The sequence below is a fragment of the Streptomyces sp. NPDC001450 genome, from assembly GCF_053597295.1.
In genome coordinates, this window is the sequence record NZ_JBSFHY010000047.1 from 26462 (window position 1) to 47626 (window position 21165).

Annotated in this window: 20 protein-coding genes; 17 read left to right on the forward strand and 3 right to left on the reverse strand. The window is 71.9% G+C overall.

What is annotated here, in order from left to right; translation table 11 throughout:
- Positions 1 to 15: 15 nt before the first annotated feature.
- Both hemW and ACWC5O_RS37780 read left to right on the forward strand, forming a co-directional pair.
- Positions 16 to 1248 carry a radical SAM family heme chaperone HemW gene (gene hemW, locus ACWC5O_RS37775; RefSeq protein ID WP_450591257.1) on the forward strand — a complete coding sequence of 411 codons (1233 nt, stop codon included), beginning with the start codon at positions 16 to 18 and terminating at the stop codon, positions 1246 to 1248.
- A gap of 67 nt (positions 1249 to 1315) precedes the next feature.
- Positions 1316 to 1543: a hypothetical protein gene (locus ACWC5O_RS37780; protein ID WP_450591259.1), complete on the forward strand. Its 228-nt coding sequence runs from the start codon at positions 1316 to 1318 to the stop codon at positions 1541 to 1543.
- On the opposite strand, the gene ACWC5O_RS37785 is transcribed toward ACWC5O_RS37780, so the two are convergent.
- On the reverse strand, positions 1521 to 2390 hold the full coding sequence (locus ACWC5O_RS37785; protein ID WP_450591261.1) for a DUF3097 domain-containing protein: 870 nt from the start codon (positions 2388 to 2390) through the stop codon (positions 1521 to 1523). The genes ACWC5O_RS37780 and ACWC5O_RS37785 overlap by 23 nt on opposite strands.
- 34 nt (positions 2391 to 2424) lie before the next feature.
- Entirely contained in the window at positions 2425 to 3159 is a 735-nt protein-coding gene (locus tag ACWC5O_RS37790) for an MBL fold metallo-hydrolase (protein ID WP_450591263.1), read from the reverse strand.
- A 163-nt stretch (positions 3160 to 3322) separates the two neighbouring features.
- Between ACWC5O_RS37790 and hrcA the strand changes: the two genes are divergently transcribed.
- The 10 genes from hrcA (at position 3323) to ACWC5O_RS37840 (ending at position 14248) form a co-directional block, all read left to right on the forward strand.
- The gene (gene hrcA / locus ACWC5O_RS37795) at positions 3323 to 4339 is read left to right on the forward strand and encodes a heat-inducible transcriptional repressor HrcA (protein ID WP_450591265.1); all 1017 of its coding nucleotides are present in this window, start codon (positions 3323 to 3325) and stop codon (positions 4337 to 4339) included.
- The gene (dnaJ, locus tag ACWC5O_RS37800) at positions 4340 to 5476 is read left to right on the forward strand and encodes a molecular chaperone DnaJ (protein ID WP_450591266.1); all 1137 of its coding nucleotides are present in this window, start codon (positions 4340 to 4342) and stop codon (positions 5474 to 5476) included.
- Positions 5477 to 5688: 212 nt separating this feature from the next.
- Positions 5689 to 6765, forward strand: coding sequence for a nitronate monooxygenase (locus tag ACWC5O_RS37805; protein WP_450591267.1), 1077 nt, complete (start codon positions 5689 to 5691; stop codon positions 6763 to 6765).
- Positions 6762 to 7514 (forward strand): 16S rRNA (uracil(1498)-N(3))-methyltransferase, encoded by a 753-nt coding sequence (locus tag ACWC5O_RS37810; protein WP_450591268.1) that lies wholly within the window; start codon positions 6762 to 6764, stop codon positions 7512 to 7514. Before ACWC5O_RS37805 ends, ACWC5O_RS37810 begins: the two co-directional genes overlap by 4 nt.
- Positions 7515 to 7534: 20 nt before the next feature.
- A complete protein-coding gene (locus ACWC5O_RS37815; protein ID WP_450591269.1) occupies positions 7535 to 7927 on the forward strand; it encodes a VOC family protein in 393 nt (130 codons plus the stop codon).
- Positions 7928 to 8012: 85 nt separating this feature from the next.
- The gene (locus ACWC5O_RS37820) at positions 8013 to 8576 is read left to right on the forward strand and encodes a hypothetical protein (RefSeq protein ID WP_450591270.1); all 564 of its coding nucleotides are present in this window, start codon (positions 8013 to 8015) and stop codon (positions 8574 to 8576) included.
- A 108-nt stretch (positions 8577 to 8684) separates the two neighbouring features.
- Complete coding sequence (locus tag ACWC5O_RS37825) at positions 8685 to 11846, forward strand: S41 family peptidase (RefSeq protein ID WP_450591280.1); 3162 nt, start codon at positions 8685 to 8687, stop codon at positions 11844 to 11846.
- A 123-nt stretch (positions 11847 to 11969) separates the two neighbouring features.
- Positions 11970 to 12323 carry a histidine triad nucleotide-binding protein gene (locus ACWC5O_RS37830; RefSeq protein WP_450591271.1) on the forward strand — a complete coding sequence of 118 codons (354 nt, stop codon included), beginning with the start codon at positions 11970 to 11972 and terminating at the stop codon, positions 12321 to 12323.
- A gap of 6 nt (positions 12324 to 12329) precedes the next feature.
- Positions 12330 to 13256, forward strand: coding sequence for a ribonuclease Z (locus ACWC5O_RS37835; RefSeq protein WP_450591272.1), 927 nt, complete (start codon positions 12330 to 12332; stop codon positions 13254 to 13256).
- Positions 13256 to 14248, forward strand: a complete 993-nt coding sequence (locus ACWC5O_RS37840; protein WP_450591273.1) for an adenosine deaminase — start codon at positions 13256 to 13258, stop codon at positions 14246 to 14248. Before ACWC5O_RS37835 ends, ACWC5O_RS37840 begins: the two co-directional genes overlap by 1 nt.
- On the opposite strand, the gene ACWC5O_RS37845 is transcribed toward ACWC5O_RS37840, so the two are convergent.
- Positions 14212 to 15438 (reverse strand): MFS transporter, encoded by a 1227-nt coding sequence (locus tag ACWC5O_RS37845; RefSeq protein ID WP_450591275.1) that lies wholly within the window; start codon positions 15436 to 15438, stop codon positions 14212 to 14214. The two genes, ACWC5O_RS37840 and ACWC5O_RS37845, sit on opposite strands and share 37 nt — an antisense overlap.
- Before the next feature lie 513 nt (positions 15439 to 15951).
- On the opposite strand from ACWC5O_RS37845, the gene ACWC5O_RS37850 reads away from it, so the two are divergent.
- The 5 genes from ACWC5O_RS37850 to ybeY all read left to right on the forward strand — a co-directional run bounded on the left by ACWC5O_RS37850 (position 15952) and on the right by ybeY (position 21152).
- On the forward strand, positions 15952 to 16884 hold the full coding sequence (locus ACWC5O_RS37850; protein WP_450591281.1) for a 5-dehydro-4-deoxyglucarate dehydratase: 933 nt from the start codon (positions 15952 to 15954) through the stop codon (positions 16882 to 16884).
- Positions 16881 to 18170 carry a glucarate dehydratase family protein gene (locus tag ACWC5O_RS37855; RefSeq protein ID WP_450781175.1) on the forward strand — a complete coding sequence of 430 codons (1290 nt, stop codon included), beginning with the start codon at positions 16881 to 16883 and terminating at the stop codon, positions 18168 to 18170. The genes ACWC5O_RS37850 and ACWC5O_RS37855 overlap by 4 nt, the downstream gene beginning before the upstream one ends.
- Before the next feature lie 80 nt (positions 18171 to 18250).
- Positions 18251 to 19375: a carbohydrate kinase family protein gene (locus ACWC5O_RS37860; RefSeq protein ID WP_450589886.1), complete on the forward strand. Its 1125-nt coding sequence runs from the start codon at positions 18251 to 18253 to the stop codon at positions 19373 to 19375.
- 187 nt (positions 19376 to 19562) lie between these two features.
- Positions 19563 to 20642, forward strand: coding sequence for a PhoH family protein (locus ACWC5O_RS37865; protein ID WP_450589785.1), 1080 nt, complete (start codon positions 19563 to 19565; stop codon positions 20640 to 20642).
- A 12-nt stretch (positions 20643 to 20654) separates the two neighbouring features.
- Complete coding sequence (gene ybeY, locus ACWC5O_RS37870) at positions 20655 to 21152, forward strand: rRNA maturation RNase YbeY (protein WP_094221115.1); 498 nt, start codon at positions 20655 to 20657, stop codon at positions 21150 to 21152.
- Positions 21153 to 21165: the final 13 nt, after the last annotated feature.

Genomic DNA, 21165 nt, shown 5'->3' on the forward strand with positions numbered 1-21165 from the left:
GGGACAATGGGGGACATGCCTTCCGCACTCCCCGACGGCGAGCCGGTCCCCGACGACGGCGCGCTGCCCGCCTCCGCGCTCGCCGGCGCCGCCGACCGACCCCTCGGGTTCTACCTGCACGTCCCGTACTGCGCGACCCGCTGCGGCTACTGCGACTTCAACACGTACACCGCGACCGAGCTGCGCGGCACCGGCGGCGTGCTCGCCTCCCGGGACAACTACGCGGACACGCTGATCGACGAGATCCGACTGGCGCGGAAGGTCCTGGGTGACGACCCGCGCCAGGTGCGTACGGTGTTCGTCGGGGGCGGTACTCCGACGCTGCTGGCCGCCGACGATCTCGTACGGATGCTGGGGGCGATCCGGGACGAGTTCGGTCTGGCGCCGGACGCGGAGATCACGACGGAGGCGAACCCGGAGTCGGTCGACCCCGCGTACCTCACGACACTCCGGGAGGGCGGCTTCAACCGGATCTCCTTCGGCATGCAGAGCGCGAAGCAGCACGTGCTGCGCGTGCTCGACCGCACGCACACCCCGGGCCGTCCCGAGGCATGCGTGGCGGAGGCGCGGGCCGCGGGCTTCGAGCACGTCAACCTGGACCTGATCTACGGCACGCCGGGGGAGTCGGACGACGACTGGCGGGCCTCGCTGGAAGCGGCGCTGGGGGCGGGGCCCGACCACATCAGCGCGTACGCGCTGATCGTCGAGGAGGGCACCCAGCTGGCGAGAAGGATCCGCCGGGGCGAGGTCCCGATGACGGACGACGACGTCCACGCCGATCGCTATCTGATCGCCGAGGAGATGCTGTCCGCGGCCGGCTTCGACTGGTACGAGGTCTCCAACTGGGCCACCTCGGAGGCGGCCCGCTGCCTGCACAACGAGCTGTACTGGCGGGGTGCGGACTGGTGGGGCGCCGGGCCGGGGGCGCATTCGCACGCGGGCGGGGTGCGGTGGTGGAACGTCAAGCATCCGGGGGCGTACGCGGCGGCCCTCGCCTCCGGCCGTTCACCGGGGGCGGGGCGGGAACTGCTGTCTGAGGAGGACCGGCGGGTGGAGCGCATCCTGCTGGAGCTAAGGCTGCGGGAGGGGGCGCCGCTGTCCCTGCTGAAGGAAGAGGGGCTCGCGGCGTCCCGGCGGGCCCTGGCGGACGGACTGCTCCAGGAGGGGCCGTACGACGAGGGGCGGGCCGTGCTGACGTTGCGAGGGCGGTTGTTGGCGGATGCGGTGGTGCGGGACTTGGTGGACTGATCACTCCGGCGGGGGAATCGGTGTGCGAGTCGGGTTTGGCTGCCGCGCTGGTTCGTAGGGTGCGGCTGTGAATGATCTCGACATGATCAAGTTCTTCGAGGAGCTGGAACCCCCCGAAGGCATCAGGGCGGAGCTGCTGCGGAGGACCATCGTGATGACGCCGAGTCCGGATCCGGTGCACGCACTGTGCCATGACGGGGCCGATGAACCGATGCCGTTGGAACCTCTCGGCATCGAACTGGACACCAGCGAATTCGCCACGTACGAGAAGGTCAGGCCTCACCGCTACCCGTGACGAAGTCGATCAGCTCCTCCACTCGCCCCAGCAACTCGGGCTCCAGGTCCTTGTAAGACCCCACACGCTGCAGAATCGCCTGCCACACCGCGCCGGTGTTCTCCGACGGCCACCCCAGAGCCCGGCACACCCCCGTCTTCCAGTCCTCCCCGCGCGGCACCCGGGGCCAGCCGGGAATCCCCAGGGACGACGGCTTCACGGCCTCCCAGACGTCGATGTACGGGTGACCGACCACCAGCGCGTGCTCGCTCGTCACCGACTCGGCGATGCGCCACTCCTTCGTGCCCGGGACGAGGTGGTCCACGAGTACGCCCAGGCGGGCATCCGGACCCGGCGCGAACTCGGCCACGATCGCCGGCAGGTCGTCCACGCCCTCCAGGTACTCCACGACCACGCCCTCGACGCGCAGGTCGTCACCCCACACCTTCTCGACCAGTTCGGCGTCGTGCCGGCCCTCGACGTAGATGCGGCCGGCCCGGGCCACGCGCGCGCGTGCGCCGGGGACGGCCACCGAACCGGACGCCGTACGGGTGGGCCGTACCGGACCCGACGCGGGCCGCACCAGGGTGACCACCCTGCCCTCCAGCAGGAAGCCGCGCGGTTCCAGCGGGAACACCCGGTGCTTGCCGAAGCGGTCCTCCAGCGTCACCGTGCCCGCCTCACAGCGGATCACCGCGCCGCAGAAACCGGTGCCGGGCTCCTCGACCACCAGACCGGGCTCCGCCGGGACCTCCGGCACGGGCTCGGGCTTCTTCCACGGCGGGGTCAGGTCCGGCGAGTACGTGCGAGGGCGTGGGCTCGAAGGGCCCTCGTTGGAAGGGCGGTGGTGGGAGACGGGTGGGCGCATTCGGATGACGATAGGAGAAGCCGCCGACCAGCACTCACGACACGCCGAAACGCGCCGCCAGCTCGTCGCGTTGGCGTCGTACGAACGCCGCGTCGACCACCGCTCCGTGACCGGGCACGTACAGCGCGTCCTCGCCGCCGAGGGCGAGCAGCCGGTCGAGGGCGTCGGGCCAGCGGGACGGTACGGCGTCCGGGCCCGCCTGGGGTTCACCGGACTCCTCCACCAGGTCGCCGCAGAAGACGATCTCCGCGGCGCCGGAGACCGAGCCGGGGACGAAGACCGCGAGATCGTGGGCCGTGTGGCCGGGGCCCACGTTGGCCAGCAGCGCCTGCCGGCCGTCGCCGAGGTCCAGCGTCCACTCGCCCGAGACCAGGTGGCGGGGAGGGGCGAGGGCGGCGACGGCCTCGTCCGCGTCCGCGGCCGGCAGGCCGTGCCGGACCGCGTCCCGGCGCAGCTCTTCGCGTTCGTACGCGAACACCGCGTCGATGCCCACCGCCGCGTACGTCCGGGCCCCGGCGAAGGCGGCCGCGCCGAAGACGTGGTCGAAGTGGGGATGGGTGAGCGCGAGATGGGTCACACCGTGCCCCGCCAGCCGCTCCGCCGACGCCCGTAGCCGCTCGCCCTCGGCCGTGCTCGACCCGGCGTCCACCACCAGCGCCGTACCCGCCCCGAGAACCAGGCCCACGGTGCAGTCCCAGCCGGGCAGCCGGCACCGTCCGACCCCGGGCGCCAGCCGCTCCCACCCCAGCTCTTCCCAAGTCACCGTCATACCGCGACGCTAGCGGTATCAACCTGGTACGGCGGGACCGACCTTGCCCAGTGAGTACCCCACGCCCGTACACTGGGCTGGGGAAGGCTGGCACTCGGACACGCAGAGTGCCAGGCGGCCGACCGGAAGAGCCGAGGGGACGACATGCTGGAGGTGCGCGCGAATGCTGAGTGAACGCAGGCTTCAGGTGCTGCGCGCCATCGTCCAGGACTATGTGGGCACCGAGGAGCCGGTGGGCTCGAAAGCGCTCACCGAGCGGCACAACCTCGGCGTCTCACCGGCGACCGTGCGCAACGACATGGCGGCCCTGGAGGACGAGGGGTTCATCGCCCAGCCGCACACCAGTGCCGGGCGTATCCCCACCGACAAGGGCTACCGGCTGTTCGTGGACAAGCTCGCGGGCGTCAAGCCGATGTCCGCGCCCGAGCGCCGGGCGATCCAGAACTTCCTCGAGGGCGCCGTCGACCTCGACGACGTCGTGGCGCGCACGGTACGGCTGCTCGCGCAGCTGACCCGGCAGGTCGCCGTCGTGCAGTACCCGTCCCTGACCCGGTCCACCGTGCGGCACGTGGAGCTGCTCTCGCTCGCCCCCGCGCGGGTGATGCTCGTGCTGATCACGGACACCGGCCGGGTCGAGCAGCGGATGGTCGACTGCCCGGCGCCCTTCGGTGAGGCGTCCCTGGCGGACCTCAGGGCCCGGCTGAACAGCCGGGTCGCGGGCCGCAGGTTCACCGACGTGCCGCGTCTGGTCGAGGACCTGCCCGAGGCCTTCGACGTCGAGGACCGCGGTACGGTCTCCGCCGTGCTCTCCACCCTGCTGGAGACACTGGTCGAGGAGAACGAGGAGCGGCTGATGATCGGCGGCACCGCCAATCTCGCCCGCTTCGGACATGACTTCCCCCTCGTGATCCGGCCCGTCCTGGAGGCCCTTGAGGAGCAGGTCGTGCTCCTCAAGCTCCTCGGCGAGGCGAAGGATTCGGGCATGACCGTGCGCATCGGGCACGAGAACGCCCACGAGGGACTCAACTCCACCTCCGTCGTGTCGGTCGGCTACGGTTCGGGCGGCGAGGCGGTTGCCAAGCTAGGCGTGGTCGGACCGACCCGCATGGACTACCCGGGAACGATGGGAGCGGTACGCGCAGTGGCACGGTACGTCGGACAGATCCTGGCGGAGTCGTAAGTGGCCACGGACTACTACGCCGTTCTCGGCGTGCGCCGCGACGCGTCGCAGGATGAGATCAAGAAGGCGTTCCGTCGGCTCGCGCGCGAGCTGCACCCGGACGTCAACCCGGATCCGAAGACCCAGGAGCGGTTCAAGGAGATCAACGCCGCTTACGAGGTGCTGTCGGACCCGCAGAAGAAGCAGGTCTACGACCTCGGCGGCGACCCGCTCTCCCAGTCGGGCGGCGCCGGTGCGGGCGGCTTCGGGGCAGGTGGCTTCGGCAACTTCTCCGACATCATGGACGCGTTCTTCGGTACGGCGTCGCAGCGCGGCCCGCGCTCGCGCACCCGGCGCGGCCAGGACGCGATGATCCGCATCGAGGTCGAGCTGGACGAGGCGGCCTTCGGGACGACCAAGGACATCCAGGTCGACACCGCGATCGTCTGCAACACCTGTAACGGTGAGGGTGCCGCTCCCGGCACGTCCGCCCAGACGTGTGACATGTGCCGCGGCCGTGGTGAGGTCTCCCAGGTGACCCGGTCCTTCCTGGGCCAGGTCATGACCTCCCGCCCCTGCCCCCAGTGCCAGGGCTTCGGCACGGTCGTGCCGACCCCGTGCCCGGAGTGCGCGGGCGACGGCCGGGTCCGCTCCCGGCGCACGCTCACCGTCAAGATCCCGGCCGGTGTCGACAACGGCACCCGCATCCAGCTGGCCGGCGAGGGCGAGGTCGGCCCCGGTGGCGGTCCGGCCGGTGACCTGTACGTCGAGATCCACGAGCTGCCGCACCAGACCTTCCAGCGGCGCGGCGACGACCTGCACTGCACGGTCACGATCCCGATGACGGCGGCGGCCCTCGGCACCAAGGTGCCGCTGGAGACCCTGGACGGCATGGAGGAGGTCGACATCCGGCCCGGCACCCAGTCCGGCCAGTCGATCCCGCTGCACAACCGGGGCGTCACGCACCTGCGCGGCGGCGGCCGGGGCGACCTGATCGTCCACGTCGAGGTCACGACCCCGACCAAGCTCGACCCCGAGCAGGAGCGACTGCTGCGCGAGCTGGCGAAGCTGCGCGGCGAGGAGCGTCCGCAGGGGCAGTTCCAGCCGGGTCAGCAGGGGCTCTTCTCGCGGTTGAAGGACGCTTTCAATGGGCGCTGACGCCGGCTGATGCGGCGGCCGGGGGTCCGGGGGTTGGCTCCCGGGCAGGCACGGTCAGCCGGGTCAGCAGGGCCTGTTCTCCCGCCTGAAGGACGCTTTCAACGGGCGCTGAGCCATCGTCTGCGGGGTGCTCCAGCACCCCGCATGCCGGTGTCCTATGCCGTGGGAAGCCCGGATTCGGACTTGTTCGAAGGACGTGACAACATGCCGTCATGTCCTCCGCACTGACCGATCTCTTCCCCCACCCGATCGTGCAGGCCCCCATGGCGGGCGGTGTCTCCGTCCCGCAGCTCGCCGCCGCCGTGTCCGAGGCGGGCGGTCTCGGGTTCCTCGCCGCCGGATACAAGACCGCCGACGGCATGTACCAGGAGATCAAGCAGCTGCGGGGGATCACGAGCCGCCCCTTCGGCGTGAACCTCTTCATGCCCCAGCCCGAGTATGCAGAGTCGGGCGCCGTCGAGATCTACGCCCACCAGCTGGCCGGTGAGGCCGCCTGGTACGAGACCGAGCTGGGCGACCCCGACAGCGGCCGGGACGACGGCTACGACGCCAAGCTCGCCGTCCTCCTCGACAACCCGGTGCCGGTGGTCTCCTTCCACTTCGGCGTCCCGAGCCGGGACGTCCTCGACTCCCTGCGCCGTGCCGGCACCTTCACCCTGGTCACCGCCACCACCGCCGAGGAGGCTCTCGCGGTCGAGCGGGCCGGCGCGGACGCGGTGATCGCGCAGGGCGTGGAGGCCGGCGGCCACCAGGGCACCCACCGGGACGTCCCGGAGAACGACGGCTCCGGCATCGGACTGCTCTCGCTGATCGCCCAGATCCGGGAGGCCGTGAGCATCCCGGTCGTCGCCGCCGGCGGCCTCATGCGCGGCAGCCAGATCGCCGCCGTCCTCGCGGCGGGCGCGAGCGCGGCCCAGCTGGGCACGGCGTTCCTCGCCACCCCCGAGTCCGGCGCCAGCGCCCTGCACAAGCAGGCGCTGACCAACCCCCTGTTCGCCCGCACCGAGTTGACCCGCGCCTTCTCCGGCCGCCCGGCGCGCGGCCTGGTCAACCGCTTCCTGCGCGAACACGGCCCGTACGCCCCCGCCGCCTACCCCGAGATCCACCACCTGACCTCACCGCTGCGCAAGGCCGCCGCCAAGGCCGGGGACGCGCAGGGCATGGCGCTGTGGGCGGGCCAGGGCCACCGGATGGCCCGCGAGCTGCCGGCCGGGGAGCTGGTGCAGGTTCTCGTCGGCGAGATGGATGCGGCGAGGACAGCGCTGTCGGACGGAGGTGACGGGCGATGACGGCTCCGGTCTTCGTCGTCGACTCCCTGGAGGGCGTGGGCCCCGGATCGATCATCGACGTGACGGGCCCCGAGGGGCGGCACGCGGTCTCCGTACGGCGGTTGCAGTCCGGTGAGGACGTGGTGATCACCGACGGGAAGGGCCGGGGGGCGGCCGGGGTCGTCCTCAGCGCGTCGGGGAAGGACCACCTGGTCGTCGAGCCCTTCGAGTTCCCGGTGGAACCCGAGCCGAGCCCCCGTATCACCGTCGTCCAGGCTCTCCCCAAGGGCGACCGCGGTGAACTGGCCGTGGAGACGATGACCGAGACCGGCGTCGACGCGATCGTGCCCTGGTCGGCTGCCCGCTGCATCACCCAGTGGAAGGGCGACCGGGGCCTCAAGGCGCTCGCCAAGTGGCGGGCCACCGCGCGCGAGGCCGGCAAGCAGTCCCGTCGCCTGCGCTTCCCGGAGGTGGCGGACGCGGCGACGAGCAAGCAGGTTGCCGCACTTCTCGCCAAAGCCGACTTCGCCGCCGTCCTGCACGAGGACCGCGACTACGGCAGCGAGCCGCTCGCGACCGCCGAACTCCCCGCCACGGGCGAGATCGTGCTGGTCGTCGGGCCCGAAGGCGGTGTCTCCCCCGAAGAGCTGGCACTCTTCGAGGATGTGGGCGCGAAGGCCTACCGGCTCGGGCGCAGCGTGCTGCGCACGTCGACCGCGGGCACCGCGGCCACCGCGCTGCTCATGGGCCGCACCGGCCGCTGGTCCTGACCCGAACCTGGGGGAACACGATGGAACTCGCACAGGTGCGGCTCCTCGTCACCGACTTCGCCGCCTGCTACCACTTCTACGCCGAAGTCCTCGGCCTCAAGCCGCAGTCCGGCGCCGCCGAGGGCCCGTACGAGAAGTTCAGCCCCCACGCCGGCTCCGCCGGGATCGCCCTGCAGGACCGCGCCATGATGGCCGAGATCCTGAACGAACTGGGTGACCCGGCCAACGGCCACCGCTCCCTGGTCGTCCTGCGTGTCGACGACCTCGACGCCTACTGCGAGCAGATCACCTCCCGCGGCGCCACCCTGCTCCACGGCCCGGCCCCCATGACCGACCGCATGCGCGTGGCCCACCTCAAGGACCCCGAGGGCAACCTGGTGGAACTCCAGGAGTGGCTGCTGCTGCGCGGCTGAGATCATCCGATGGTGACCGCTCCGAACTGACGAGTGACCGTATGTGGCCTTCCCCCGTGCGCGGGCCGGTGGCACGCTGCCCTGCATGGGGGTGTTGAGGCGGATTCGGTGTCGGGTGCGGCCCGTGCGTGTGCTGAGTGCGGCCGGGCTCGTCGTGGTGGCTGTGGGGGCGGTCGTGGGGTGCCAGCCGGGGGGTCTCGGTTCGGCCGCGGTGGCGTACACCACCGACACGACCGCCACCGCCGAGCTGAAAAGGCAGCATGTGAAGGTGAGTTGGCTCACCTGCACCGGGAACTACGGCAGCTCGGGCGGCCGCACGCCCGGGAGGGCGCCCTCGCCGACGGAGACCACCGTCGTCTCCGTCGACTGTCAGGGGCAGACCGACGACTTGCGGAAGATCACCGTCGTCGGGGTGGTGACCAAGGCCGTCGACGGCGCCTGTGTGCGCGGGGATCTGACGGCCCGGGTCGAGGGCAAGCAGGTGTTCCACGTCGGCGGGCTCGGCAACTGCAACGCCAAGCCAGGGCCGACGTACGCTCCGCCCGTCACCTACCGGCCCTCCGGCGGGCAGCCGACCGTCACCGTGACCGTGACCCGGACGATCTGGTGCAAGGGCGACCCGACCTGCTGGCCCGCGCAGGGCAAGTGATCGAAACCGGGGGCGCGCGCGGCGGTCGCTGCGTAAAGTGACGGGGTGACTAAGGGCGCTTCGACGGGATCCTCCGGCTACCTCCGATTCCCCCACCTCCACGGCGACTTGGTGACCTTCATCGCCGAGGACGACGTGTGGCTCGCACCCCTGGACGGCGGGCGGGCCTGGCGGGTCAGTGCCGACAACGTGCCGGTGACCCACCCCCGCGTCTCGCCCGACGGTACGACCGTCGCCTGGACCTCCACGCGCAACGGCGCCCCCGAGGTGCACATCGCCCCGGTCGCCGGAGGGCCCGCCAAGCGGCTGACGTACTGGGGGAGTTCGAAGACCCAGGTGCGCGGCTGGACCCCGGACGGCCAGGTCCTCGCGGTCAGCACCCAGGGCCAGGCGAGCCTGCGCCGCAGCTGGGCGCGGGCGATCCCGCTGGACGGCGGACCCGCCACCACGCTGCCCTACGGGCCGGTCGGCGACGTCGTGTACGGCCCGCACACCGTGCTGCTGTCCGCCCCGATGGGCCGCGAGGCCGCCTGGTGGAAGCGCTACCGGGGCGGCACGGCAGGCAAGTTGTGGATCGACCGTGCCGCCGAAGGTGAAGAAGGTACCGGCGAGTTCGTGCGGCTGCACGAGGAGCTGGACGGGAACATCGAGTACCCGCTGTGGGCGGGGGACCGGATCGCGTTCCTGTCCGATCACGAGGGCACCGGAGCCCTCTACTCCTCCCTTGCCGACGGGTCCGACCTGCGGCGTCACACTCCCCTCGACGGCTTCTACGCCCGGCACGCCGCCTCGGACGGCCGCCGGGTCGTCTACTGCAGCGCAGGCGAACTCTGGCTCCTCGACGACCTCGACGGCGCAGAACCGCGCCGCCTGGACGTCCGGCTCGGCGGCGCGCGCGTCGACCTGCAGCCCCACCCGGTGAACGCCTCCCGCTGGTTCGGCCACGCCGCCCCCGACCACACCGCGCGCGGCAGCGCGGTCGCCGTGCGCGGCGCGGTCCACTGGGTCACCCACCGCTCCGGCCCGGCCCGCGCGCTGGCCGCACAGCCCGGCGTACGGGCCCGGCTGCCGCGCACCTTCCGCGCGGACGGCGAGGAATGGGTGGTGTGGGTGACGGACGCCGAGGGCGAGGACGCCCTGGAGTTCGCGCCCGCCACCGGCGTCGCACCCGGCGCCGTCCCGCGCCGGATCGCCGCCGGACAGCTCGGCCGCGTCCTGGAGCTGGCCATGGCCCCCGACGGCAGCCGAGCCGCCGTCGCCTCGCACGACGGCCGGCTGCTGCTGGTCGAACGCGAGACCGGCGAGGTCCGCGAGGTGGACCGCAGCGAGGACGGGGACGTCAGCGGCCTCGCCTTCTCGCCCGACTCCGGCTGGCTCGCCTGGTCCCACCCCGGCCCGCATCCGCTCTGCCAGCTCCGCATCGCCCACACCACGGACCTGTCGGTCACCGAGGCGACCCCGCTGCGCTTCCAGGACTACGCGCCCGCCTTCACCCTGGACGGCAAGCACCTCGCCTTCCTCTCCAGCCGCTCCTTCGACCCGGTCTACGACGAGCACGTCTTCGACCTGGCCTTCGTCGAGGGCGTCCGCCCGTACCTGATCACCCTCGCCGCGACCACGCCGTCCCCGTTCGGGCCGCACCGGCACGGCCGGCCCTTCGGGACCCCGGACAAGGAGGAGACCCCTGACGCCGAGGGCACCCCGGCGACCCGGATCGACCTCGACGGCCTCGCCGACCGCATCGTGCCCTTCCCGGTCGAGGCCGGCCGCTACGCCAACCTGCGGGCCGCCAAGGACGGCGTGCTGTGGCTGCGCTACCCGGTGCGCGGCGTCCTCGGCGCCTCCCGGGCCACTCCCGACGACCCGGACCCCAAGACCGAGCTGGAGCGCTACGACCTCGCCCAGCAGCGCCTGGAGCACCTCGCCGCCGACGCCGACTACTTCGAGGTCAGCGGCGACGGCAAGCGGGTGCTGCTGTGGACCGACACCCGCCTCAAGGTCGTACCGGCCGACCGGCGCGGCTCCGACGACGAGGACAGCGACTCGAACATCACCGTCGACCTGAGCCGGATCCGGCAGACCGTCGACCCGGCCGCCGAATGGCGGCAGATGTACGACGAGACGGGCCGCATCATGCGGGACAACTTCTGGCGGCCGGACATGAGCGGCGTCGACTGGAACGGCGTCCTCGACCGCTACCGCCCCCTCCTCGGCCGCCTCGCCACCCACGACGACCTGGTGGACCTCCTGTGGGAGGTGCAGGGCGAACTCGGCACCTCGCACGCCTACGTCACCCCGCACGGCGGCTTCGGCAACGGCGCCCGGCAGGGCCTGCTCGGCGCCGACATCTCCCGCCACGCGGACGGCAGTTGGCGCATCGACCGCATCCTGCCCGCGGAGACCTCCGACCCGCAGGCCCGCTCCCCGCTCGCCGCGCCCGGTGTCGCCGTGCGCCCCGGGGACGCGATCGTCGCGGTCGCCGGACAGCCGGTCGACCCGGTCACCGGCCCCGGCCCGCTGCTGATCGGTACGGCAGGCAAGCCGGTCGAGCTGACCATCTCGCCCGTCGGCGGGGGCGACCCCCGGCACGCGGTCGTGGTCCCCCTCGCGGACGAGGAGCCCCTGCGCTACCACGCGTGGGTCGCCGACCGCCGCGCCTACGTCCACGAGACGTCCGGTGGCCGCCTCGGCTACCTCCACGTGCCGGACATGCAGGCCCCCGGCTGGGCCCAGATCCACCGCGACCTGCGCGTCGAGGTGGCCCGCGAGGGCCTGGTCGTGGACGTCCGGGAGAACCGCGGCGGCCACACCTCCCAGCTCGTCGTGGAGAAGCTGGCCCGGCGGATCGTCGGCTGGGCGCTGCCGCGCGGCATGCGGCCGTACAGCTACCCGCACGACGCGCCGCGCGGCCCCGTCGTCGCCGTCGCCAACGAGTTCTCCGGCTCCGACGGTGACATCGTCAACGCGGCGATCAAGGCCCTCGGCATCGGCCCCGTCGTCGGCACCCGCACCTGGGGCGGCGTCATCGGCATCGACAGCCGCTACCACCTCGTCGACGACACCCTGATCACCCAGCCGAAGTACGCGTTCTGGCTGGAGGGATACGAGTGGGGCGTGGAGAACCACGGGGTGGACCCCGACGTGGAGGTCCTGCAACGCCCGCAGGACTGGGCGGCGGGGCGGGATCCCCAACTGGACGAAGCAATCAGGCTGGCACTGGAGGCACTGCAGGAGCAGCCCGCGAAAACTCCGCCGGGCTTGCCAACCTAAAGGGGCGCGGGGCTGCATCGACATGCGGCTCCGCCGCGTGGGCGCGACCAGCCCCCACCGAGCCCGCGGCCGAACGACTACCATGCCCCCGTACTGATCACCGGCGAAAGCGAGCGCAGCGCAATGGCGGGAGAACCGCAGGACGACTGCCTGTTCTGCAGGATCGTCGCAGGGCACATCCCGGCGACGATCGTCCGTGAGACGGAGACGACCGTCGCCTTCCGGGACATCAACCCCCAGGCGCCCACGCACGTCCTGGTGATCCCCAGGGTGCACTACAAGAACGCGGCCGAACTCGCCGCCGCGGAACCGGCCGTCGCCGCCGACATACTGCGCGAGGCCCAGGCCGTCGCCGACGAGGACGAGTTGGAGAGCTACCGCGTCGTCTTCAACACCGGCAGCGGCGCCGGTCAGACCGTCTGGCACGCCCACGCGCACATCCTCGGCGGCCGTGGCATGGCCTGGCCCCCTGGATAAGTCGCCATGTCCGTACGTGAATTGGTGGTCCTCGGCACCGCCAGCCAGGTCCCGACCCGGCACCGCAACCACAACGGCTACCTGCTGCGCTGGGACGGCGAGGGCATCCTGTTCGACCCCGGCGAGGGCACACAGCGGCAGATGCTGCGTGCCGGGGTCGCCGCCCACGACCTGAACCGGATCTGCGTCACGCACTTCCACGGCGACCACTCCCTCGGCCTCGCCGGGGTGATCCAGCGGATCAACCTCGACCAGGTTCCGCACGAGGTCACCGCGCACTACCCGCGCTCCGGGCAGCGCTTCTTCGACCGGCTGCGGTACGCGACCGCCTACCGCGAGACCGTCCGCCTCACCGAGGCACCGGTCGCCGCCGACGGCACTCTCGCCGAGACGCCGTCGTACACGCTCGAGGCCCGCAAGCTGTCCCACCCCGTCGAGTCCTACGGCTACCGGCTGATCGAACCCGACGGCCGCCGCATGCTGCCCGACCGGCTCGCCGCGCACGGGATCAAGGGGCCGGACGTCGGCCGGATCCAGCGCGAGGGCCGGCTCGGGGACGTGACCCTGGACGAGGTCAGCGAGGTACGGCGCGGGCAGCGGTTCGCGTTCGTCATGGACACCCGGCTGTGCGACGGGGTGCACGCGCTCGCCGAGGGCGCTGACCTGCTGGTCATCGAGTCCACGTTCCTCGACGAGGACCTCGCACTCGCCGAGGACCACGGTCATCTCACGGCCGGCCAGGCGGCGGCAGTGGCACGGGAAGCGGGGGTACGGCACCTCGTCCTCACCCACTTCAGCCAGCGCTACTCCGAGCCCGACGAGTTCGAGCGGCAGGCACGGGCCGCCGGGTTCGGGGGGGAGCTGACCGTGGCGCACGACCTCCTCCGAGTGCCGGTTCCGAAGCGCGGACAAAGCACGCTTACGATGCTTTGATGCCCCTCCCCAAAGCAGAACTGCACCTCCACGTCGAAGGCACCCTGGAGCCCGAGCTGGCGTTCGAGCTGGCGGCCCGCAACGGCGTCGAGCTGCCCTACGCCGACACCGACGAGCTGCGCAAGGCGTACCAGTTCGAGGACCTCCAGTCCTTCCTGAACCTGTACTACGAGCTGATGGCCGTCCTGCGCACCGAGCAGGACTTCGCCGACCTGGCCGACGCCTACCTCGCCCGGGCCGCCGCGCAGGGCGTGCGGCACGCGGAGATCTTCTTCGATCCGCAGGCCCACCTGGCCCGGGGCGTGACCATGGGCACGGTCGTGGAGGGGCTGTGGCGGGCGCTCGGCCGCAGCGAGGAGAACCACGGCGTCTCCACGAAGCTCATCATGTGCTTCCTGCGCGACGAGTCCGCCGAATCGGCCCTTGAGACCCTGGAGGCGGCCAGGCCCTACCTGGACCGGATCACCGGCGTCGGCCTCGACTCGGCCGAGGTCGGGCACCCGCCGGTGAAGTTCCGGGAGGTGTACGAGGTCGCCGCCGCGCTCGGGCTGCGCCGGGTGGCGCACGCCGGTGAGGAGGGTCCGCCCGCGTACATCACCGAGGCGCTGGACGTCCTCGGCGTCGAGCGGATCGACCACGGCCTGCGCTGCATGGAGGACCCGGAGCTGGTCGAGCGGCTGGTCCGGGAGCGCATCCCGCTGACCCTGTGCCCGCTGTCCAACGTCCGGCTGCGGGCGGTGGACGTCCTCGCGGACCATCCCCTTCCGGCCATGCTCGACGCGGGTCTGCTGTGCACGGTCAACTCCGACGACCCGGCCTACTTCGGCGGGTACGTCGCCGACAACTACCACGCGGTGCGCGACGCCCTCGGGCTGCCCAAGGAGCAGATGCGCGAGCTGGCCCGCAACTCCTTCCTCGCGTCCTTCCTGGAGGACGACGAGGAGCGGCGGGCCCGTTACCTCGCCGAGGTCGAGGCGTACGAGTTCGGGTAGGCGGTGTCGTACGCGGGCTGGGCAGCCACGGCCGGGGTGTCCACCTGGATCTCCACCACGGAGACCGTCCGCCTGCCCGCCCGCAGTGCCACCACCGTCATCGGTACCGCCACCGCCAGCAGCCCGAGGGCCAGCACCTCGCCCATGACCGGGAAGCCGGCCCACGCCGCCAGCATGCTCCCGGCCAGCGGGCCCGCCGCCGCGCCCAGGGACGCCGCCGAGCCGACGAACACCGCCCAGCGGCCGCGCGGGTCGAGGGAGGCGGCGAGACCGATGACGTACGACAGCACGACCGGGTAGACCAGGTTCCAGGCGATCTCGCCGCCGGCGAAGGACGTCAGGTCGGTCGCCGAGGCGCTGAGCGCGATGCAGCCCGCGATGAGCGCCGTACCCACGCCGATCGGGACCGCCCGGCCCAGCCGCGGCCCGAGCGCCCCCGCGCCCACGACCCCGACCAGGCCGGCGCCGAGCGCGACCGCGAACACCGCGCCGACGGTGACCTCGGTGAGGTGCGCCTGGTCGAGGCCGATACGGCCGCTGACGCCCCACAGGGAGTTCTGCGCCAGGGACCAGCAGGGCATGGTGGCGGCCAGCAGCAGACCGGCGCGCAGGTGGGGGAGCCGGCCGCGCTCGACGTGGGTGCGGGCCGGGGCCGTACGACCGGACAGGCGGCCGGTGAGCGGCCAGACCGCGAGGGCGGTCAGCGCGATCGCCGCGAGGGGCTGCCCGTGGCCGGGGCCGAGGTGCGGGATCGTCAGGTAGAGGGCGCCCGCGAGGGCGGAGACACCGAGCAGACCGAACGTGGTGACCCGGTGCGGGTCACGCTGTCCAGCGATGCCACTGGCGGCGACCGCCGTGACGGTACCGGACCCGAACCCGCCGACCAGCGCGCCCGCGACGACGGCCGGTACGACCCCGGTGAGCGCGGCCCCGCCGTAGCCGAGGAAGGCGAGCGCGAGCCCGAGCCGGGCGAGGGTGCGGGCGCCGATCCGCTCGACCCGGGAGGCCAGCAGGAAGCCCGCCGCGGCCGAACTCAGCAGCAGCGCACTGCCGATGGCACCGGCCTGGGTGACGGAGAGCGGAAGCCCGGTGTCGAGCCGGCCGACGGTGGTCGGCAGCAGGTACGGGGCGAGATACCCGGCCGTGAAAAGGGCGACGAGGGGCCAGGGCAGGGAGCGGGGGGCGGACACGGGCGTTCCAGGGCGGACGAGAGCAGCGGCTCGGAAAAGAGGGGGGATGGGCGACGACCGTCGACGGACAGGAACGCGCGAGCAAGTTGTATCAATTACGCGGTTCGGGAAGAAGGTCGGCTGACGTGATCCGGGTCACTTCTGTGTTTGTGATCAGCGGGCCGGGGTACGAGAGCGCCCCCTGTCGGCGAGTTGGCTCGCGCCCCGCCGGATGCGCTATGGTTGATCACGTCGCGGTCGCCGGAACTCCCGGTGCCGGACAGTGCGTTGGTGGTCCAAGGAAAGACGCCCCGCTTCCTGCGGGGAAATGCAGGTGCAAGGCCTGCCCGGCGCTCCAGTAGAGCCCCATCCCGCTGTGTGCGGGATGGGGCTCTTTTGCTGTGCCCTCATTGACTCCCGTGCGTCCATGTATCTAGCCTCTGTTCTCATACGTGGACAACATTCATAAGAGGAGATGGTCAGGTGGGTGGCGACCCGGCTCCGCAGGACGTGGCGCGGCGGTTGCGGGAGGGCATGGCGCACGGCGTGCTGTCCTTCCCGCTCACCGCCTTCCACGACGACGGCTCCCTGGACCCGGACGGTCTGCGCGCCCATGTCGCCGCGCGGCTGGCCGCCGGGCCCGGGGCCCTCTTCCCGGCCTGCGGCACCGGCGAGTTCTTCTCGCTGGACGAGGAGGAATACCGGCAGGTCGTCACCATCGCCGTGGAGGAGGCGGCCATGGGGCTCCCCCCACGCGAGGGTGTTCGAGCGCGGGGGAGGGTGCCGGTGGTGGCCGGGACCGGATACGGCTGGGCGCAGGCCGCCCGGTTCGCGCGGATCGCCGAGGAGGCCGGCGCCGACGCCCTGCTCGTGCTGCCGCACTACCTGGTCGCCGCCCCGCAGGAGGGCCTGGCCGCCCAGCTGGAGCAGCTTGCCGCCCGCACCCGGCTGCCGATCGTCGCCTACCAGCGCGGCCAGGTCGCCTACAGCGTGGCCTCCCTGCGGCGCATCGCGCTCATTCCGAACGTCATCGGCCTCAAGGACGGCCACAGCGACCTCGACCGCCTCCAGCGGCTCACCCTCGCCGCCCCCGGCGACTTCCTGTTCTTCAACGGCGCCGCCACCGCCGAGATCCAGGCCCGGGCCTACGCCACCGTCGGGGTCCCCGCCTACTCCTCCGCCGTGCACGCCTTCGCGCCCGAGATCGCGGGCGCCTTCTTCACCGCGCTGCAGAGCGGCGACCACGGCACGACCGAGAAGCTGCTGCGCGACTTCTACGTCCCCTTCGTCGAACTCCGCGACCGCGCACCCGGATACGCGGTGTCCCTGGTGAAGGCGGCGGCCCGGCTGCGCGGAGAACGCGTCGGCCCCGTCCGCGCCCCGCTCACCGACCCCTCGCCCGCCGACCTCGCCGACCTGAAGGCCCTGCTCACCGCCGGACTCGACCTCGTAGGAGCCTCCCTGTGACCCGTGACCTGACCATCACCGAGGTACGTCTGACGCCGATCCTGGTCGCCGACGCGCCGCTGCTCAACACCCAGGGCGTGCACCAGCCGTACACCCCCCGGCTGATCGTGGAGGTCGTCACGGCCGACGGGATCACCGGGCTCGGCGAGACCTACGGCGACACCAAGTACCTGGAGCCGGCCCGCTCCCTCGCCGAGCACCTCACCGGACGCTCGGTCATGGATGTGAACAGACTGTTCTCTCTGGACCTCGCCGTGGACGAGGACCGGACCAGGGGCGCCGTGGACGCCGGCGGTCTGCGGGGAGTGCAGAGCGCCGACAAACTGCGGCTGTCCGTGCTCTCCGCCTTCGAGGTGGCCTGCCTGGACGCCCAGGGCCGGGCGCTCGGGCTGCCCGTGCACGCACTGCTCGGCGGCAGGGTGCGGGACGCGGTCGAGTACAGCGCCTACCTCTTCTACAAGTGGGCCGGCCATCCGGAGGGTGTCGTGGCCGAGCCGGACGACTGGGGTGCCGCCCTGGACCCGGCCCAAGTCGTCGCCCAGGCACGGAAGTTCAAGGAGCGGTACGGGTTCACCTCCTTCAAGCTCAAGGGCGGTGTCTTCCCGCCCGAGGAGGAGATCGCGGCCGTACGCGCCCTCGCCGAGGCCTTTCCCGGGCATCCGCTGCGGCTCGACCCCAACGGGGCCTGGTCCGTCGAGACCTCGCTGAACGTGGCCAAGGAACTCGGGGACGTCCTGGAGTACCTGGAGGACCCGACCCTGGGCACCCCCGCGATGGCCGAGGTGTCCGCCGGGACGCGCGTCCCGCTCGCCACCAACATGTGCGTGACCACCTTCGGTGAGATCAAGGAGGCGTTCACCAAGGACGCCGTCCAGGTGGTGCTCTCCGACCACCACTACTGGGGCGGACTGCGCAACACCCAGCACCTCGCCGCGATCTGCGACGTCTTCGGCGTCGGGGTGTCCATGCACTCCAACACCCACCTCGGCATCAGCCTCGCCGCCATGACCCAGGTGGCGTCCACCGTGCCGAACCTCCGGCACGCCTGCGACTCCCACTACCCGTGGCAGTCCGAGGACGTCCTCACCGAGCGGCCCGCCTTCACCGACGGCAGGGTCGCGGTGTCCGACGCACCCGGCCTCGGCGTCGAACTGGACCGGGACGAGCTGGCCCGGCTGCACCGGCGGTGGGCCGAGGACGACGGCACGATGCGCGAGCGGGACGACGCGGCGGCGATGCGGGTCGCCGAGCCGCAATGGCGGACGCCGGTGATGCCTCGCTGGTAGCCCCGCCCCGGGTGGGATCTGGTGCACACTGGCCAGATCCGCATCACCTCAGGGAGCACACCGTGACCCCGTCCCACACGATGGCCGGAGAGGAACCGGAGCACCTCACCCGTGCAGCGCCCTGCCGGGCCCAGGTCGACCCGCTGGCGGTCCTGCGCGCACCGGACGATCCGCCCTGGGACGTCTGCCTCACGGGCACGGTCTTCCTCGACATCATCTTCACCGGCCTGGACTCGGCGCCCGTGCGCGGCACCGAGTCCTGGGCCCGGGGGATGGGCTCCAGCCCGGGCGGGATCGCCAACATGGCCGCCGCGCTCGCCCGCCTCGGTCTGCGGACGTCCCTCGCGGCGGCCTTCGGGGACGACCACTACGGCGAGTACTGCTGGGACGCGCTGGAACAGGGCGAGGGCATCGACCTCACCTTCTCGCGGACCGTGCCCGGCTGGCACTCGCCGGTGACCGTCTCCATGGCCTACGAGGGCGAGCGGACCATGGTGTCCCACGGCCACGAGCCGCCGCCGGAGGAGCCGGCGCCGGACTTCCCGCCCCGTGCGCGTGCGGCCGTCGCCTCCCTCACTCCCGGCACGCGCGCCCCCTGGATCGCCCAGGCCGCCCGTGCGGGCACCCGGGTCTTCGCGGACGTCGGCTGGGACGACACCGGGGCCTGGAACCTGGCGGGCCTCGCCGACCTCGAACACTGCGAGGCGTTCCTGCCCAACGCGCTGGAGGCCATGCGGTACACCGGCGTGGACTGCCCGCGGGCGGCGGCGCGGGCGCTGACCGAGTACGTGCCGCTGGCGGTGGTGACGCTCGGGGCGGAGGGGGCGTACGCGGTGGACCGGCGTACGGGGGAGACGGCCGAGGTGCCCGCGATCGCGGTGGAGGCGCTGGATCCGACCGGGGCGGGGGACGTGTTCGTGGCCGGGTTCGTGACCGGCACGCTGGCGGGGTGGCCGCTCGCCGATCGTCTTGCCTTCGCGGGGCTTACCGCGGCTCTGTCCGTGCAGGAGTTCGGGGGCTCGCTGTCGGCGCCGGGGTGGTCGGAGATCGGGGCGTGGTGGCGGAAGGTGCAGTCCCTTCCCGGGCAGGACCGGGTGGCGCTGCAGAGGTTCGCGTTCCTCGACGGGCTGGTGCCGCAGGAGCTGGACCGGGTGTGGCCGTTGCGGCGGGCCGTGCCGACCATCGGGTTCGGCCGGTCCGGCTGACGTACCCGGGGCCCCGCCCCCTGGACCCCGGCCCGTGCCCACCCACCGCCCGACTCGGTCCGTTGCGCAGTGGCCCGCTGAAAAGCCCTACGGCCTTGTCAGTCCACCGTCGTACCCTGGAATCGCGAGGCCGCCCTCAGCTATGCGGCCGTGACGAGGAGGAACCGCAGGCCTACAGCGCCGGCCCATGACTCAGACACCCACAGCTCACACCCCCGCGCAGGAGCAGGCACGAGCGCAGCTCACCGTCCCCGCCCAGCACCCCATGGTGACCGTGCTGGGTTCCGGCGACTCCCTTCTGCGCGTGATCGAGAAGGCCTTCCCGGCAGCCGACATCCATGTCCGGGGCAATGAGATCAGCGCGGTCGGCGACCCTGCGGACGTCGCCCTCATTTCGCGCGTGTTCGACGAGATGATGCTGGTGCTCCGCACCGGACAGCCGATGACGGAGGACGCAGTGGAACGCTCGATCGCCATGCTCAAGGCGAGCGAGGACGGGACGAGCGACGGACCGGAGACCCCGGCCCAGGTACTGACGCAGAACATCCTGTCCTCCCGCGGCCGCACCATCCGCCCCAAGACGCTCAACCAGAAGCGGTACGTCGACGCGATCGACAAGCACACGATCGTCTTCGGCATCGGCCCCGCCGGTACCGGCAAGACCTACCTGGCCATGGCCAAGGCCGTGCAGGCCCTGCAGTCCAAGCAGGTCAACCGGATCATCCTGACCCGTCCCGCGGTCGAGGCCGGCGAGCGCCTCGGCTTCCTGCCGGGCACGCTCTACGAGAAGATCGACCCCTACCTGCGCCCGCTGTACGACGCGCTGCACGACATGCTCGACCCGGACTCGATCCCGCGCCTGATGGCCGCGGGCACGATCGAGGTCGCGCCGCTCGCCTACATGCGCGGCCGTACACTCAACGACGCCTTCATCATTCTCGACGAGGCCCAGAACACGAGCCCCGAACAGATGAAGATGTTCCTCACCCGCCTCGGCTTCGACTCGAAGATCGTGATCACCGGTGACGTGACGCAGGTCGACCTGCCGAACGGCACGAAGAGCGGTCTGCGGCAGGTGAGGGAGATCCTGGAGGGCGTGGAAGACGTCCACTTCTCCATCCTGTCGTCCCACGATGTCGTACGGCACAAGCTGGTGGGCCGTATCGTCGACGCGTACGAGAAGTACGACAGCAAGCACGGCACCGAGAACGGCGCCCACAAGGGCGGCCACGGCAGGCCCGGTGCCAAGGGCTCCAAGGGGAAGTAGACCAGCACGACCATGTCGATCGACGTCAACAACGAGTCCGGCACCGAGGTAGACGAGCAGGCGATCCTCGACATCGCCCGCTACGCGCTCGCGCGGATGCGCATCCACCCGCTCTCCGAGCTCTCGGTGATCGTCGTGGACGCCGACGCCATGGAGCAGTTGCACATCCAGTGGATGGACCTGCCGGGTCCGACCGATGTCATGTCGTTCCCGATGGACGAGCTGCGGCCGCCGTCCAAGGACGACGAAGAGCCGCCGCAGGGCCTGCTCGGTGACATCGTGCTGTGCCCGGAGGTCGCCACCAAGCAGGGTGCGGAAGCGCCGACGCAGCACTCCATGGACGAGGAGCTCCAGTTGCTCACCGTCCACGGAGTGCTGCACCTGCTCGGGTACGACCACGAGGAGCCCGACGAGAAGGCCGAGATGTTCGGGCTCCAGGCCGCCATCGTGGACGGATGGCGGGCCGAGCGGGGGCTGACCGGCCCGTCGCCGGCGCCGACCGTCTCGTAGCCCAAGGGCCGGT